20 protein-coding genes are annotated in these 14,524 nt (G+C 29.6%); 3 read left to right on the top strand and 17 right to left on the bottom strand.

Going from position 1 to position 14,524, the window contains the following annotated elements; translation table 11 throughout:
* Positions 1 to 40: 40 nt before the first annotated feature.
* The 15 genes from B3B03_RS12070 to B3B03_RS12000 form a co-directional block, all read right to left on the bottom strand.
* Positions 41 to 949, bottom strand: a complete 909-nt coding sequence (locus B3B03_RS12070; protein ID WP_346877426.1) for a glycoside hydrolase family 25 protein — start codon at positions 947 to 949, stop codon at positions 41 to 43.
* Positions 950 to 1,000: 51 nt separating this feature from the next.
* Positions 1,001 to 1,246, bottom strand: a complete 246-nt coding sequence (locus B3B03_RS12065; protein ID WP_346847988.1) for a phage holin family protein — start codon at positions 1,244 to 1,246, stop codon at positions 1,001 to 1,003.
* 15 nt (positions 1,247 to 1,261) lie between these two features.
* Positions 1,262 to 1,495, bottom strand: coding sequence for a hemolysin XhlA family protein (locus B3B03_RS12060; RefSeq protein WP_346877425.1), 234 nt, complete (start codon positions 1,493 to 1,495; stop codon positions 1,262 to 1,264).
* A gap of 194 nt (positions 1,496 to 1,689) precedes the next feature.
* Complete coding sequence (locus B3B03_RS12055) at positions 1,690 to 1,848, bottom strand: hypothetical protein (RefSeq protein WP_346877424.1); 159 nt, start codon at positions 1,846 to 1,848, stop codon at positions 1,690 to 1,692.
* A 202-nt stretch (positions 1,849 to 2,050) separates the two neighbouring features.
* Positions 2,051 to 2,197: an XkdX family protein gene (locus B3B03_RS12050; protein WP_346847985.1), complete on the bottom strand. Its 147-nt coding sequence runs from the start codon at positions 2,195 to 2,197 to the stop codon at positions 2,051 to 2,053.
* Entirely contained in the window at positions 2,198 to 2,503 is a 306-nt protein-coding gene (locus tag B3B03_RS12045) for a hypothetical protein (protein ID WP_346847984.1), read from the bottom strand. It abuts the gene before it with no gap.
* 16 nt (positions 2,504 to 2,519) lie between these two features.
* Positions 2,520 to 3,707, bottom strand: coding sequence for a gp53-like domain-containing protein (locus B3B03_RS12040; RefSeq protein WP_346877423.1), 1,188 nt, complete (start codon positions 3,705 to 3,707; stop codon positions 2,520 to 2,522).
* A gap of 1 nt (position 3,708) precedes the next feature.
* On the bottom strand, positions 3,709 to 4,761 hold the full coding sequence (locus B3B03_RS12035) for a siphovirus ReqiPepy6 Gp37-like family protein (protein ID WP_346847982.1): 1,053 nt from the start codon (positions 4,759 to 4,761) through the stop codon (positions 3,709 to 3,711).
* A 3-nt stretch (positions 4,762 to 4,764) separates the two neighbouring features.
* A complete protein-coding gene (locus tag B3B03_RS12030; RefSeq protein ID WP_346877422.1) occupies positions 4,765 to 5,619 on the bottom strand; it encodes a phage distal tail protein in 855 nt (284 codons plus the stop codon).
* Positions 5,612 to 7,783 carry a phage tail protein gene (locus B3B03_RS12025; protein WP_346877421.1) on the bottom strand — a complete coding sequence of 724 codons (2,172 nt, stop codon included), beginning with the start codon at positions 7,781 to 7,783 and terminating at the stop codon, positions 5,612 to 5,614. The genes B3B03_RS12030 and B3B03_RS12025 overlap by 8 nt, the downstream gene beginning before the upstream one ends.
* Before the next feature lie 261 nt (positions 7,784 to 8,044).
* The gene (locus B3B03_RS12020) at positions 8,045 to 8,641 is read right to left on the bottom strand and encodes a bacteriophage Gp15 family protein (RefSeq protein WP_346877420.1); all 597 of its coding nucleotides are present in this window, start codon (positions 8,639 to 8,641) and stop codon (positions 8,045 to 8,047) included.
* Positions 8,641 to 8,982 (bottom strand): DUF6673 family protein, encoded by a 342-nt coding sequence (locus B3B03_RS12015; RefSeq protein WP_346847978.1) that lies wholly within the window; start codon positions 8,980 to 8,982, stop codon positions 8,641 to 8,643. The genes B3B03_RS12020 and B3B03_RS12015 overlap by 1 nt, the downstream gene beginning before the upstream one ends.
* 15 nt (positions 8,983 to 8,997) lie before the next feature.
* Positions 8,998 to 9,492 (bottom strand): hypothetical protein, encoded by a 495-nt coding sequence (locus tag B3B03_RS12010; RefSeq protein WP_346847977.1) that lies wholly within the window; start codon positions 9,490 to 9,492, stop codon positions 8,998 to 9,000.
* On the bottom strand, positions 9,485 to 9,925 hold the full coding sequence (locus B3B03_RS12005) for a chloramphenicol resistance protein (RefSeq protein ID WP_346877419.1): 441 nt from the start codon (positions 9,923 to 9,925) through the stop codon (positions 9,485 to 9,487). Before B3B03_RS12005 ends, B3B03_RS12010 begins: the two co-directional genes overlap by 8 nt.
* 466 nt (positions 9,926 to 10,391) lie before the next feature.
* Entirely contained in the window at positions 10,392 to 10,826 is a 435-nt protein-coding gene (locus B3B03_RS12000) for a sigma factor-like helix-turn-helix DNA-binding protein (protein WP_346847975.1), read from the bottom strand.
* Positions 10,827 to 11,156: 330 nt separating this feature from the next.
* On the opposite strand from B3B03_RS12000, the gene B3B03_RS11995 reads away from it, so the two are divergent.
* From B3B03_RS11995 to B3B03_RS11985, 3 genes are read left to right on the top strand one after another with little or no spacing between them, the layout of a single operon-like run.
* On the top strand, positions 11,157 to 11,600 hold the full coding sequence (locus tag B3B03_RS11995) for a helix-turn-helix domain-containing protein (RefSeq protein WP_346847974.1): 444 nt from the start codon (positions 11,157 to 11,159) through the stop codon (positions 11,598 to 11,600).
* Between the two features lie 53 nt (positions 11,601 to 11,653).
* Complete coding sequence (locus B3B03_RS11990) at positions 11,654 to 11,905, top strand: ImmA/IrrE family metallo-endopeptidase (RefSeq protein WP_346877418.1); 252 nt, start codon at positions 11,654 to 11,656, stop codon at positions 11,903 to 11,905.
* A gap of 35 nt (positions 11,906 to 11,940) precedes the next feature.
* A complete protein-coding gene (locus tag B3B03_RS11985) occupies positions 11,941 to 12,081 on the top strand; it encodes a hypothetical protein (RefSeq protein WP_346877417.1) in 141 nt (46 codons plus the stop codon).
* Between the two features lie 97 nt (positions 12,082 to 12,178).
* On the opposite strand, the gene B3B03_RS11980 is transcribed toward B3B03_RS11985, so the two are convergent.
* Both B3B03_RS11980 and B3B03_RS11975 read right to left on the bottom strand, forming a co-directional pair.
* Positions 12,179 to 13,456 carry an FAD-dependent oxidoreductase gene (locus B3B03_RS11980; RefSeq protein WP_346877416.1) on the bottom strand — a complete coding sequence of 426 codons (1,278 nt, stop codon included), beginning with the start codon at positions 13,454 to 13,456 and terminating at the stop codon, positions 12,179 to 12,181.
* Positions 13,453 to 14,490 carry a sulfide/dihydroorotate dehydrogenase-like FAD/NAD-binding protein gene (locus B3B03_RS11975; protein ID WP_346847971.1) on the bottom strand — a complete coding sequence of 346 codons (1,038 nt, stop codon included), beginning with the start codon at positions 14,488 to 14,490 and terminating at the stop codon, positions 13,453 to 13,455. Before B3B03_RS11975 ends, B3B03_RS11980 begins: the two co-directional genes overlap by 4 nt.
* Between the last annotated feature and the right edge of the window lie 34 nt (positions 14,491 to 14,524).

The raw sequence follows: 14,524 nt of genomic DNA, 5'->3' as shown, positions 1-14,524 counted from the left end.
TAAGACTAATAAATATTTTACTCCCTACTAGCCTTAAATATTATTTACCTAACTTCTTACAATAATCTATAGCCTTATCTAATGTTTCCTCTCTATTCTTACCCTGGATAAGTACATTTGTATAACCACTCTTATTCTTAGCCTCTCCTACTGCAATAACTGTTTTATATTGTCCATAATGTGCATATGGTCTTAAACAGTTTATTGTTGGACAGTTAATCCTATCAGCTATTACCTCAGCTATTGCCTGGTCTGTTGCATTTGAATATTGTATAATATAATCCATTTTATTTTCCTCTTTACTATCTGTATTAAGTTTTGGTTTTTCTGGTTTATCTATGTTATCTTTAGAATTAATTAGTCCAGGATAATCAACATAGCAATAGTTCATATCTACATTACCACTAATGCCATTTACTCTTCCATCACTAACATATTGCCACATATCATGTTTACCTTTATAGGTACAAGTCGTATTATATTGAGCCACCCACTTAACCCATTTATTAAACCTGTTATCTGTTAGCTTATTATTAAACCAGGATGTATTAGCATAAATACCTGCCCAATAACCAGTCTTTTCTATAGCATTGCAAAATACCTCCGCCATATCTGCTATAATTTTATTAGAGCACTTTCCTGTAGTTCCTGCATCTTCCAAATCATAATAAACTGGATAATCTAATTTATAACCTTTTAATAATCTTAATACATGATCTGCCTCAGACTTAGCTTGAACTGTTGATGTTGCATAAGAATAAATATAAACTCCAAATGGTATTCCAAGTCTTGTGCATTCCTTAGCATTTCTATGGAATTGCTTGTCATCCTGGCTTGTTATGTCATCACCATAACCTACACTTAAAATTGCATAATCTATTTGTCCTTTAACTTTATTCCAGTCTACATTCCCTTGATGATGTGATACATCTATACCTCTTAATTTCATAATCCATTCCTCCTTAAATATAAAAGAGTGAGATTGCTTCTATTCTGTAAACTACTTATTAATTTGTTTTATAAGTTGATTTGTATAAACACTAACACCTACTACTAGAACACCTTGAATTATAGCATTTATATTAATGCCCATAAGTGCCATAGCTAGACCTATACCTATAGGTAATAGTATTAATGGTATATATTTATCTTTTATTCTTTCAATTCCTTTTAAAATCATACCTATAATATAAAGTACTGGTATTAAAATTAAAGCATTTTCTGTAATGTAATTAATAATATTCATAATTATCTCTCCTTCCTATTTAAATAAATTAGTTTGAATTGCATGAAAAAAGAACCCTAGCAAACTTGTAGCCATAAGTCCTATTAACCAATTTATACTCTTTGTCTGTGCCTCAAGCTTTTCGCAGAGGTTATCCATCTTAACATCTGTAGCAGCTCTTCCTCTTTCAAGTTCATCAATACGCTCGCTATGATTATTAATTCTTTTCTCATGTATTTCTAACTTATGCTTTATTAATTCATCATTCATATTTCACCTTCCTAATTTTAAACTTATTCTTATGCTTATTTCTATTATCTATATACAAACCCTATACCTATAATTAATTTATACACGCCCTGCGTTATTACTGATATATTCATACTTAAATATTTTACTACTACATCTTTTATTTTGTGTGATATAAGTAACCTCCCCTCGCAATTCTCTAATAATTAAATACTTTAATTATCTAAATAAAAATAGCATACAAGAGCTCTAGATATCCTTGTACTAGCATTCAAAAGTCCATCCAATAATACTTTAACTATAAATATAACAGATTTTCTAACAACACCTTTAAATACAACATCACCTAATACCTTTTTGTAAGATAAACTCATATTCCTTATCTATTAGAATTATTACAATATTTAATGTTCCTAATAGCCATGTTATTCCAATTCCTATGCCTACTAATATAATCTTTATATAATTTTCACTTATATATCTATCTTTTAACTATACTTATATACTTTGTTATAAGCAAAAGAGACTAGAATTAAATCTAATCTCTTTTCTATTAAATCATTTCACAATATACTTCTATTGCTCCTGAACTTGTTTCATTGCTACTATTTCATTATACTCTTCCTGGGTTATTTGATTCTTACCAACTCTAGCTTGAAGATACTCTTCATCAGCTTTTCTCATAATCCACATATTTTTTAAAAAGTTATAAAAAGGATTCATCTATATCACTCCCATCATTAACGTTTCAAGAGCAGCAAGCCTTTCTTCTAGTAAAGGTTGTTGAGGTTTAGTATCTACTGGTTGTATTATTTTCTCAAATAAATCTTTATCTAAAATAGTATATTCTCTTTGTTCTACTGTACCGATAAATTTACATTCTTCTACAACTAACAGATGCTGCCATAGTTCTTCATCTACTAATAGTCCCCCTTGTGCTAGTATAGTTTCACATTTTTCTATCCCATGTATATCTTCTGTATAAAATCCATTATTTTTTTTTTCAATATCCAAATCCATATACAACATATTATTACCTCCCCCTTTAATATCCTATCGCTATCCAATGAAACGGCCTTGTGGAATCACTAGGACCATTAGCAACACAGCAACCTTCTGCATTAAATTGAGTTTTGCCTGTATTTGCTATTGATAGCGTATATTCTCTAAATCCTGATACAGCTACTACATTTAAACACGTATTAGGAAAAGCAATAGGAAAATACCCCACACCTGTTTTAAATGAAGCTCCATTTGAAGAATAATTTGTTGCTAATAAATTGCTAGTACCCCATTGTAATATCATTCCATTAGAGATTTTTGTGTACCCATTAGTTTTCCTACTGTAATTTCCCATATATAAATCTTTTCCCACTTCTATATACCCATCTTTTTCCATCATTATATCATAATCCCAAGAACCATTAGCTAAATATTTTTGTATTTTGAATTTTCCATCAACTCCAGTTGAAAGTACTATTGCATTTCCATCATCTTGTTTAACTGTAATTCCATTTGTACTTACCTTACCTGATACTCTTCCACCATTATTAAAGAAACTCATGAAATCTTCCAATTCCGAAGTATGTGTATCAATCTGTTTCTGTAAATTTCCAGCTGCATCAGTACTTAACTGATCTTTAACATGTTGAAACCATACTTCAAAGGAATTATCATATTGAGCAAATAAATCCGTAGTATCTATATTTTGCATTGGATTATATACATAACCACAATATTCTTGTATAGGTCTCAAGTCTGTTATATTTGCTTGTACTATTTGAGTTATCCCCTTTTTAACTAATACATCTGCAAGTCCTAACTCCCATATATCATCATCTCTTTGTAGGCTAGGTGCTGAATATGAAACAGTTCCATAGGCACCCTTTTTTACTTCTATAGATATTTTTCTATTTATCCTATCTAATCTTGTTACAATTCTATCTATTCTATTTAAATCTGAACTTGCTGGCTCAAGAATTATTTCTCCATCAAAATTATCATAGGCATAATAACCATTTATAAAACAGCTACCTGCCTTTACTTTCAATTTCATCAAGTCATTAACCATTACTTGAAAATTATTTGATGGATTGGCATATACCCCATTACTTAAAAATTCACTATGATATTTTGCAAAATATTCTTCATCCACAGCCCTATCATAAATAGGAAGCCCACTTTCGTCTATATCTACAATTTCGCTAGGAAATATTCCACTTATAATTGACATTTTATTTCACCTCTCTATTTAATTTTTGCATTATTGTTTTTTCTTCTTTACCAAATACTATAGAAATATCGTGCTTATTATTTTCATATACTTCAGTTATTTCAGTAATTCGCTGATTAACTACTATATCTAACTCATTATCCACATAACTACATAAATCACCTAAATCATAATCTACTTTATATTTAAGATTAGATAGAGAATTAACTGTCGTATTAACATTTTCAACAACTCCATAATCATATAGTTTTTCAATTCCCTTTTGATATAATACTTTTTTATACTCCTCTAGTGTCAATTCATCTTGTTTATCTCTGACTTCAAGGAAAATCTCTCTACGCTCATTACCATTGGTTAAATCTATAGCAATAATTACTTTAATACCTTCCTCTCCTTCACCAACTACATAAGCAAAGTTTTTATATTCTTTATGATTACACTCATAGGTAGACGTAGAAATGTTCTCATATTCATCACTAAATACAACAATTGAATTTGAACTTTGATTTTCCGTTCTATCTATTCCTTGCCACACTTCAAAATACATTTTATCCTCTTCATAATTGTATTTAACTCTTATAGATAAATCCTGAGTAGCTACAATATCATATATTTTTTCGCATAGATTTTCATATTCAACTTGTAATGCAATACTTGCACCTAGTCCATTCGCATTACCTAATTGAAGTTTATTTATAGGTTTATTAACAATTGCAAAGTTGTTTACAAGATTTCTAACAATATTTTCAGCTGTTCCATTCAGATTTTGTATTTTATCTATAACTCTATAACTAAGTAAAGCCTCTATAAATCTACCTTTAATAGTACATTGACTATCTTCCTTTATATAAGAATAAGTTTCTATAATTCCAACTTCTCTGAAGCTAGAACTATAAATATATCCTCCCTTTCTTAATAACTGAAAATATTTTGAATCTATATATAACTCATACTCCCCAACATTGTAATATCTTCTAGTCCATATAAGAGATGTGAACTCATCTATAAATCCTATTGGTTGAAATTTGTTATTTAGTATAATTAGTTCTATCATGTCCTACACCCCAAAGAATTCAGCTGTCCACTTTGGATAAACATTAAGATTTGTATATCCTTTATCAGCACTATATTTTAATATATTTTCTCCTACCTGCATGTCAATAAAAGAGCTAGAACGATCCATTTTTTGAGAAATATTTTTCCCATTTAGTTCTATCATCTTATTCCCTTTATTCGTATTAATTGTGAGAATATCACCAGGCATCAAGTCCACTACTATCCTTAAAAATTTTCCTGTAGTTAAGTTTTCTATCTTTGGGTTGCTCACCTCACCCTTTGCTATAAATGAGATAATCAGCCCTGTATCTTTATCTCCATTATTAATTATTGTAGCCTCTTGTCTCAATACTTTAGCCGACATAATCATACCACTTGCCGGAATAGTGAAAGGTACAGTAATACTATTAATTTTACCAGCCATATTTTTACTAAACTCTCTCTCATCTTTAAAAAATGGATTAGGACATATCAGATTAATAATAAATTTAAGTGGATCATATAAATTCTCTCTACTATCTTTAAATCCTGCTACCTCATAATTAATTACCCTCTTAATTCCAGAGTAGTTTACATATAACTTTCCAGTTAAATAAGGATTAAAAAATCTAATTAGGTTTTGTCTTCTAGTTTCTGTATCTTCTGTTGATGGATATTCTGCTGTAATAGTTATAAGTCTTGATTCTACTCTTTTACTTTTAACAGTCCCACCATCAAATTGTGCATTATTTACAATATCTACACTATATTCTGAGCTAGAGATTCCTTCTATATTTATTAATTTGTATAATTTATCCTTGCCAATCTCTAAAATCTTGCCATTACATTCTAATTTAATATCTATATACTTATCCAAATGCAAGCTCCTTTCTTTGTATTTTTATTGCTCTTGCAACTTCAGATGGTGATTTTACTGGTTGGTATATATTAATAATTTCATTTACACCGTTATCATTATTATTTACTATGGAATATGGAGTTTCCATAGCAGCTCTATAACTAGAGTTCATTGCCATATTGCCAGAAACCTTAGTAGTTTCAAAATCAATTGTAGCTCTCATTTTTCTTGTTAGATCCTCTAGATTACCACCTATTTCTTTTTCAAGATTTGGAGTTTCTATATCAATACCTAAACCGATACCTTTAACAAGGTTTTTACCTATCATATCTCTAAATAGAGTAGATGGTGAATGGATTCCAAAAAAGTCTTTAAATCCATTTGCTATACTACTGGCTACATTTCTTACTGTATCAACTACTGCACTAACCCCTGCTATAAGACCATTTTTTAAGCCCTCCAAACAGTTTGTACCAATTTGTTTCCAATCAGCTTTAGCAAAAGCTCCTATAATTGCAGCTATTATAGTGGGTATATTACCTATTAACGTAGGAATTGCTATAATTAGTCCTTGTATTAAAGCCATTATTATTTGAATTGCCGCACTTATAATTGCTGGCAAATTATTTATGACTGCTAATACTATTCCATTTATTATCTTTGGTATTTCCATAATTAATTGTGGTAATGCTCCAATTATTCCTTGTATTAAAGCCATTATTATTTTAATAGCTGCATCTATAACTTGTGGAAGATTTACTATGAGGGTATCTACTATATTTAACAAAGCTTGTACAGCCATTGGAATTAACTCTGGCAACATTGCTGCTATTCCATTAATAAGTGCCACAAGAATATCTATACCACTCTGAAGTATAAGTGGTAAATTTTCTCCTATAGATGTAATAATAGTTGTTATGGCTTGTATTACTAGCGGTATTAACTCTGGCAACATTTCAGATATTCCATTTATAAGTGCTAAAACAATTTGAAATCCACTTTCCATAATTAATGGCAAATTTTCCGTTATCAATGTCATAATACTTATAATAGATTCTTGTGCTAAAGTTATTAACTGTGGAATAGCTTCTACTAATCCTAATAACAATTCAGATATTAAAGTAATTCCTAGCTCAAATATACTAGGTAATATGGTAATAATACCCTCAGCTAGCTGCATTATTATCTGTATTGATGATTCTGCTATTAACGGCATATTTTCTTGGAATCCAGCTATTAATGATTCTATAATCAAAACTGCAATATTCATAAATTCAGGAGCCTTGTCAGCTATGCCTGTAATTGCTTGAGTAAATACATCTCCAACACTACCTGCAAGTCCTTCAAATCCACCTTCTTGGAATGCTGAAGATAGCTGTCCAATCATCCCTGTTGCTGAAGCTGTTATTTCTTTTAATGGGCCATCTATGCTATCACCCATATCTTTTCCAAGACTCATAAGTGAGCTTTTAAATATAGTAACTTCACGGCCTAATCCATCTTCCATAGTTGCTGCTGATACATTTAAGTCTTCTATTTCTTTCCCTGCATTTTGACTAAAATCAGCTATTTTAGATACTCCTTGTGCAAACTGTTCTCCAGCCTTTATTCCATAAGATCCAACTTTTCCAATAGCTTTAATAGTACCACTAAAAGCCGTTGATGCTACCTTTCCAACTTTAGATGATATATTTATAAGCGCACTTGCTCCTTCTTTACCGACCCCAGTAGCAATCTTTAGAAAAGCTCCTTTTCCTGATATTCCTACTTCAGAGCCTATTCTTTCAAAAGCCTTTTTAGCACTATCTATAGTTGAAGATGCCATTTTAAACCACTTTGTTTCTTTCATTACATCTGTTACTAATATTGTACAAAGCTTAATATCAGTTTTTAGTGTATTAAAAGTTCTTCTTACTTTTTCTGAAAGCCCTCCTACTTTTTCTTCAAAAGTTTTCGCTATAGACTCAAAGAAATTTATCTTAGAAAACCCTTTGTTTAACCCTTGTCCAATTTTACCCATAGCAACGGAGTTAGCCTTAATTATTTCTTTTCCTGCTCCAGTAACTAATTTAGAAATGATTTTTGTACTTTTCTCTTTAGCTTCTTCACCTTGTGATTCTAAATTTTCTAATATACTTTTTAATGTTAAATTTATCTCTTCATTTATACTTGTATTTGACATAATATCACCTGCCTTTTATAAAGCAGGCTATGGCTCACTACTCTATGGTGTGGCTCTAAGCTCTGGCTTTTTTATTTCTATATTTATTAACCTCTTACATCTACTACATTTTATTTCTCCTTTGATGTAATCAGCTTTAATTAATAATTTATTACAAAATGGACATTTTACTTTTACTATGCAAATCACCTACCTTTACTAATAAAAAGTGCCTAGTTTTATAAGCACTTTTTATTAGTTTTTATAGTTAGAATACTAAAATCAAAGTATTCCCCTTAAGTCTCCATTTTCCATAAGAGCATTTTCAATTTCTGTTACCTTTTGTTTTTTAGATTTACTCATTGGAATAGCATAAATTCTCTTCATATTACTATAAAAATCCTTTTGTTCTTTGCTCATATTGGTATTTATAGTCATAGATCTATATCCCATAATCTTAACTATTTCATTGTTTTCCTTTAAAGCTCTAAACATGGCTTTAAATTTCCACCAATGTAAATCTTCTATATCCTGAAGGTCTATGCCATATTGGGTTAGAAAAGCGGAGTAAATATAGTCATCGTCATATTCAAAACTATATGCTCTTGTACTCTTGCCCATAGATACTCCACTACTTCCTTCATTAATATCTTTTCCACCTCTATAAAACCAAAGAATTTGTTTAATTGCTTCTTCTAAATTATCTGGTATTACTGGATAATATAGAAGAAGAGCATTATATATTTTTTCTTTATCATCAAGCTCATCATCCTGAATCATTATCTCAAACAAAATGGATGTACGAAAATCGTAATTAATCTTATACTCTCTATTATCTATTTCAACTTTTCGAGGTAAAATATCAATTAAAATATTCATTATTTTTTAGAACGTCTTTGAATTCTATTAGAAGAATACTTATTAGCAATGAGTTCAATTTCTTTATTTTTCTCATTTATGCCTGTTATTAGAGCCTCAAAAGCCTTTAAACATTCAAGTAAGTTAACTTTATCTCCAAATACTCTTTCATGAGTACCTTGTCCAAAAAGTTCATCAAAAACTTTAAAGATGGCTTTGCACTGAGTTCTTATCCCTTCTCCAATTGACATACCCTTTGTTTCTTCTTCTATATTCATTACTTTTTTTATTGCTTTATCATATTTTTCTGCAACATCGGCATCAAATATATCTAATTCTAGCTCAATTCCATTAATATTCATTAAATATTCCTCCTACTAAATTGCAGTAAATGTTTTTGTTGCAGTATTGAATGTACCTTCTATAAAATCTCCTACTGCATTTAAGTTTCCTGATACCACAATAGTTTCTCCGCCTGCTCCAGCTAATCCAGCAACTTCACAACTTACTATAAATTTTCTAGCCTTATAAGTATTCTCACTTCCTTCTATTGGTTGAAATAGTTCAACTTTAACATAGTCAAATTGTGCATCTGCACCTGTAAGATGATTTCTTCCAACATTGTATAATGCCATTACTGCCCCTTCACTTTTAATTAAATCTGATGTGAATGGGAATTGTGTTTGGTATGACTTAATTGTAGTTGACGATGATTTATCGTTAATATAAACTTTAGTATCAAGTTGAGCTGCTGGATTTTCATCTAATGTATTAAATCCAGCTCCCATTAATTCATATTTTTCTACACCTGTTGATCCACCTATATTTATATAATCTGCTATTTGATGTCTTTGTATTGATTCTCTACTCATTATTTTTTCCTCCTTCTTGGTAATATACCAATCTACATTCTATTTTATATTGTGCTTTATCTAGATTTTTTTCGAAAACATAACCACTTGTTAATGCTTCTATTTTTTGTGCCACTCTCCCCCTATCTAGTACTGGTAGATTATTAAGCTCTGATTGAAGTTCTAGCCACTTAGCAAAGTTTTCATAGAATTTACTATTAGCTATATTTTGTACTACATCTTGTCCGCATACTTCCCTACTGACAAACATGAAACAGTATTGTCTAAGACTAGTTCCATCAATATACTTTTTTAAAATTTGTTCTCTAGGAAGTTCTTCTATCATATAGGATACTGTATTTTCACCTAAGTAATTAATATTAATACCATCATTAATATTTGCTAGATAAGGACAGGTTCCTATATATTCTTTGATACTTTCTACTATATTCATTTCTACCTCCTCTACTGATTTATATATTTTTAATATCTATTAGCTATTTATTAAAATCATTGTCACAGTTTAAGACTTTGGTTACTAGTTTTTAAAATTGAAATGGTTTATCTAGATCCTATTTAGCTAATAAAATTTAAATATATATTTTTATTTACTTTAAATTAGAGGCTATTCTTTCTTTTTGAATTATCCTAATGTATTTCAAAGAATTTATAAATCTTAATATGAAAGTCACCGCATTGTTATCACCCCTTTCCTTTAGCTCCATTTCTTATTTGTTAATAAAACTTTTTAACCATAACTCATAGTGATAAATTAGTAATCTAAACTTTATTATTCTTATTTTAAAATTTAAAACTAATTTATTATCTTAAGACTCAACTTTTAATAACTTATCACCACTGCGATGATATTATTCTAGCACCGCTTTAACCCGATTATATAAAGAGAGTTTAAAAGGAATTTATAAAGAATTTATAAAGAATATATTTGCAAGAGATTTAATAGCTTTTGACTTTATTGCTGATACATATTCTTCTGTAATATAAAGCTTTGCTGAAATATTTCTATTACTTTCCTTCTGAAAATATCTCATTTCAATAATACTTCTTTCTCTATCTGTAAGAATTTCTAGAGCATTTTCAATCTTTTTTATTTCAGCTTCTTTAACTTTTATAGCATAATTTAATCTGTTAATTTGAGCCTCTTTTCTTATTATCATGTTTTCCACTGTTGAAGTAATTTTATTAGTTTTTCCTGTCTTCTCCACGTAATTTACACCAATTCCGTCATCATATTCATTTTCTAATAACTCTATATCTAGTTTTATATTTTTAATTTCTGCTTTCGTTTGATTAAAGTTATAAAGCATAGTTTCAATTTTTTTATTCATATTCATACCGATCCCCCTTGAATTTAATTCAATTTTTATTATTTGTTGTTGAAATATTATATTGATTTAAATTCAATATAATATTTCATTTGTTAAAGACATATTTCAGCCTGCACTCTAATTATAACGTGATTTACTATTATTGAGTTATTTCTCTAAATATACTTCATTTCTTATACAACCCCCATATTTGAATTTAATTCAATATTCATATTTTGATTTTATTGAATTAAATTCAAATTGTCAAGTCATATTGAATTTTTTTTGATTTTATTTCAACTTATATTGATTTTACTTCAAATATGGTTATAATATAATTATAGGAGGTGTAAATATATGAATACACTGGGTATTAGGTTAAAAGAACTTCGAAAAAAACATGGATTAACACAAAAATCATTAGCAGATATTCTTTTAATAGATAATAGCTCAATTTCTAAATATGAGAATGATAAAGCAATACCAGAAAATGAATTGCTTCAAAGAATTGCCGATTTTTTTTCCGTATCTGTAGACTACTTACTTGGTAGAAGTGATATATCATCACCTAAAAAATCAACTTTTGATGATTTAGAATTAAATCCCAAAGATAAAAAAGATATTGAGAAAATTTTTAACAGTACCTTGGAGTCTTTAGAAAATCAAGAAGGACTTATGCTTTCCGGTAATCCTATTAATGATGAAGACTGGGAATTATTAAAATCTGCTATTCAAAATGGAATTGAGTATGCTAAGAAAATGAATAAGATAAAATATACCCCTAAAAAATATAAAAAATAATTTCAAACTTTATTTCGTAAAATTTGATGATGTTTTTGTGGGGGAATATAATTTTGGAAATTTCAAATTTAGTAAATAACTTAGTAAAAAAATATAAAACTAATGATCCTCGAGAATTATGTGATGCTCTTGGAATAAATGTTATGTACGAAGATTTAGGATCTATTCATGGATTTTATCAATATGCTCCAAAAAATAAAATAATTCACTTAAATATTAGATTAAGTGAAATCGATATGTTATTTACTTGTGCTCATGAACTTGGCCACGCTATATTGCATAGTAATCTAAATATACTTTTTTAGAAAGTAAAACTACTCAAGTTAAAGGTAAATATGAAATGCAAGCTGATCAATTTGCAGCTGAGCTGTTGATTGATAAGTCAATAATACTTAATTACGAAGGTTTATCTATAAACACTATTGCTAAATGCGAAAATATAGATATAAAATTTTTAAAACATAAATTTTTATATAAATAAATTATTGAAAATTCATCAATAAAACCATCAGGATATACTAAATCATATATCTTGATGGTTACTGTTAAATAGATTTATATTCTAAATTTGATGTATTCTATACTAATTTTTGATTAAAAATATTATCTAACTCCAACTTCCTCACCTTTTTTTGAATTTCTTCTGACTCTAAAATATAAAGTTCATTATCCTTCATTCTCTTAAAGTACTCGGCTCCTGCAAAGGTATATCTATTTCTTCTACCTTCTGTAGTTTGAACCTTTTCATTAGCATAAGCTATAATGTCTCCAGTAGCTAAATTTCTTGGAAGGGTTAAAAGTGGCATTCCAAGCTCATTTCTAACAGCATTATGTCCTGCTAATGAACCAGTTGTTATAGCTTCTGTATGTCCTACAAAAAGCCCACTTTTTTCTCCAGCACAGAATAAATTATCAAGTCCTACAACTTTCATCTGATTACTTCTTGGTGCAACTGATAAATATCTAATGGAGTTTCCTTTACCACCTGCATATGGATCTACAAATTTTGCCTCTTCAAGACCTTCAATTTTTCTAAGTTTATCTAAGGGATAATAAGAAGTCATTAACTTAGCATGACCAGTATCTAAAAGTACTATATTTTCCGCAAATTCCTTTAGTGCATATTGTTGACAAACCTTTTGCTTTAACTTATCCGTATTTATATCTTCTGGTGGAACCTTTAATACTACTACTCCTGTTTCATCTAACTGTTTTACTATTTTCTCTGATAAGCTATCCTTCTCCAACTTGCATGATCCACTGAAAGCACCAAATACATCTTCCTGTCTTTCACCTTTTATATCTTCTATACCTGCTCTATAACTAATACTTACTCTTGGTCCAAAGGCTGGGCATCTTAAAATACACATAGAACAACCATTTCCATAGCGTAAGCAATTTCCCATAGGTCCTGTAGAACCAGTAGTTTCTACAAAGGCATCTGCTTCTATATATTCACCATTACTAAGATAAATTCCCTTTATATTAATCCCTTCCATATTTACATCTACTACACGGCTTACAAATCTAACTTTTATTCCCATTTTTTCAATGTGTCTTCTTACCGCTGGCTCTATTCTATTTACATTGTAAAGCCATGCATGTTCATGTCCTGGAAAATCTATATTTTTGTGGAGTGTATTAGCATCAGTTATGTTGATTAAATCTCCAGCTCCTAGAGCTATAAGCTCCTCTGCTGCAGTATACCTTCCATTATTCCTCATAATTCCGCCAACATTTCCAAGTCCTAGTAATAAATCTGTTTTTTCAAATATTTCAACTTCAGCTCCGGCTTTACGTGCAGAAATTGCAGCTGCACAACCAGACCAGCCTCCCCCTATTATAACTATCTTCAATACAATCTTCTCCCTTCAAATATATATTTAGGACTGGTTTGCATCTTACACAGTCTTCTCAATTTTTCATCATCATTCATAATTGTACAGCAACCACAAACCCCTTCCCCACAACACATTTTTGCATTATTGGAACAAGAAAATTCAATATTCTTATCGTAAGCTTCTACTATTTTCATGATTTGATGACTAAGCACATCTGCACTGTCACAATGCACTAAAGCAACATTACCCTTAGTTAAAATTCCTTCTAAAATCTTTCTACACTTACAATCAAGAATTCCACCCATAAGCAGTGTATTGGTTTTAATTATTTCTGTAGCAAATTTTTTCAATTCCTTTTCTATAAATATTGTATCTAAAGTTCCTTCATCAATAATTACTGTAATTGTATTTTCATTATTGTATAATTTCTCCATAACAGGTACCATAGGTGCTTGACCTATACCTCTACATACTAAAACACAATGATTTCTTTTAATGGTATTCACTGAATTAAGTCCTAAAATTCCATTCCAAAAAGGACCTTTAATTAAAACATATTCATTGATATTTACATCTTTAAGTATCTTTGTTTTAAGTCCCTTTAATTCAATAGCCAAGGTAATAACATCATTTCCCGTATCACTATCCATTACACAAATTGGGGTATCAAAGGCTTGTTCACAATCCTCTTTTCTAATAAATACAAAGGAACCAGGACCAACTAATTCGCTAGCTAGTTTTTGAGTAACTTTAATCTTTAATATCATAAGCTTTTCATTTATTAGTTCTTTATCTATAATTTGAAATCTTTGATGTTTCCTTCCTTCCTTTGCCTTAAAATTGTTTTGCATAAATTCCTGATATATACATACTCCATTCCAATTTACGCAATCACAAAAGTCTTTGCCATCTAAGTGAGAACAAAGAATGCAATTTCCTGACTCAGCTAAATGACATGGACAGTATTCACTTCCACAATCTATACAGTTATATGGTTCATAGCCCATTACCTGTGCCTCCAAAATTACTATATTATCAGAATATTTCACAATAAGTTATTTGCTACTATTTCCATGAAAAAAA

It is taken from the genome of Clostridium sp. UBA5712 (assembly GCF_002419845.1).
GTDB classification, from domain to species: Bacteria; Bacillota; Clostridia; order Clostridiales; family Clostridiaceae; genus Clostridium_J; species Clostridium_J sulfidigenes.
Note: the sequence above shows the minus strand (reverse complement) of the source record. Positions and strands in the feature narration are given on the sequence as shown.

Excerpts from the sequence above, each read along its gene's own strand:
- B3B03_RS12050 (WP_346847985.1), bottom strand. The coding sequence starts at position 2,197 with ATGAATCCTTTTTATAACTTTTTAAAAAATATGTGGATTATGAGAAAA.
- B3B03_RS12060 (WP_346877425.1), bottom strand. The coding sequence starts at position 1,495 with ATGAATGATGAATTAATAAAGCATAAGTTAGAAATACATGAGAAAAGA.
- B3B03_RS12025 (WP_346877421.1), bottom strand. The coding sequence starts at position 7,783 with ATGTCAAATACAAGTATAAATGAAGAGATAAATTTAACATTAAAAAGT.
- B3B03_RS11995 (WP_346847974.1), top strand. The coding sequence starts at position 11,157 with ATGAATACACTGGGTATTAGGTTAAAAGAACTTCGAAAAAAACATGGA.
- B3B03_RS12015 (WP_346847978.1), bottom strand. The coding sequence starts at position 8,982 with ATGAATATTAATGGAATTGAGCTAGAATTAGATATATTTGATGCCGAT.
- B3B03_RS12065 (WP_346847988.1), bottom strand. The coding sequence starts at position 1,246 with ATGAATATTATTAATTACATTACAGAAAATGCTTTAATTTTAATACCA.
- B3B03_RS12055 (WP_346877424.1), bottom strand. The coding sequence starts at position 1,848 with ATGAGTTTATCTTACAAAAAGGTATTAGGTGATGTTGTATTTAAAGGT.
- B3B03_RS12010 (WP_346847977.1), bottom strand. The coding sequence starts at position 9,492 with ATGAGTAGAGAATCAATACAAAGACATCAAATAGCAGATTATATAAAT.
- B3B03_RS12070 (WP_346877426.1), bottom strand. The coding sequence starts at position 949 with ATGAAATTAAGAGGTATAGATGTATCACATCATCAAGGGAATGTAGAC.
- B3B03_RS11985 (WP_346877417.1), top strand. The coding sequence starts at position 11,941 with ATGCAAGCTGATCAATTTGCAGCTGAGCTGTTGATTGATAAGTCAATA.
- B3B03_RS12005 (WP_346877419.1), bottom strand. The coding sequence starts at position 9,925 with ATGAATATAGTAGAAAGTATCAAAGAATATATAGGAACCTGTCCTTAT.
- B3B03_RS12045 (WP_346847984.1), bottom strand. The coding sequence starts at position 2,503 with ATGTTGTATATGGATTTGGATATTGAAAAAAAAAATAATGGATTTTAT.
- B3B03_RS12040 (WP_346877423.1), bottom strand. The coding sequence starts at position 3,707 with ATGTCAATTATAAGTGGAATATTTCCTAGCGAAATTGTAGATATAGAC.
- B3B03_RS12020 (WP_346877420.1), bottom strand. The coding sequence starts at position 8,641 with ATGAATATTTTAATTGATATTTTACCTCGAAAAGTTGAAATAGATAAT.
- B3B03_RS12000 (WP_346847975.1), bottom strand. The coding sequence starts at position 10,826 with ATGAATATGAATAAAAAAATTGAAACTATGCTTTATAACTTTAATCAA.
- B3B03_RS12035 (WP_346847982.1), bottom strand. The coding sequence starts at position 4,761 with ATGATAGAACTAATTATACTAAATAACAAATTTCAACCAATAGGATTT.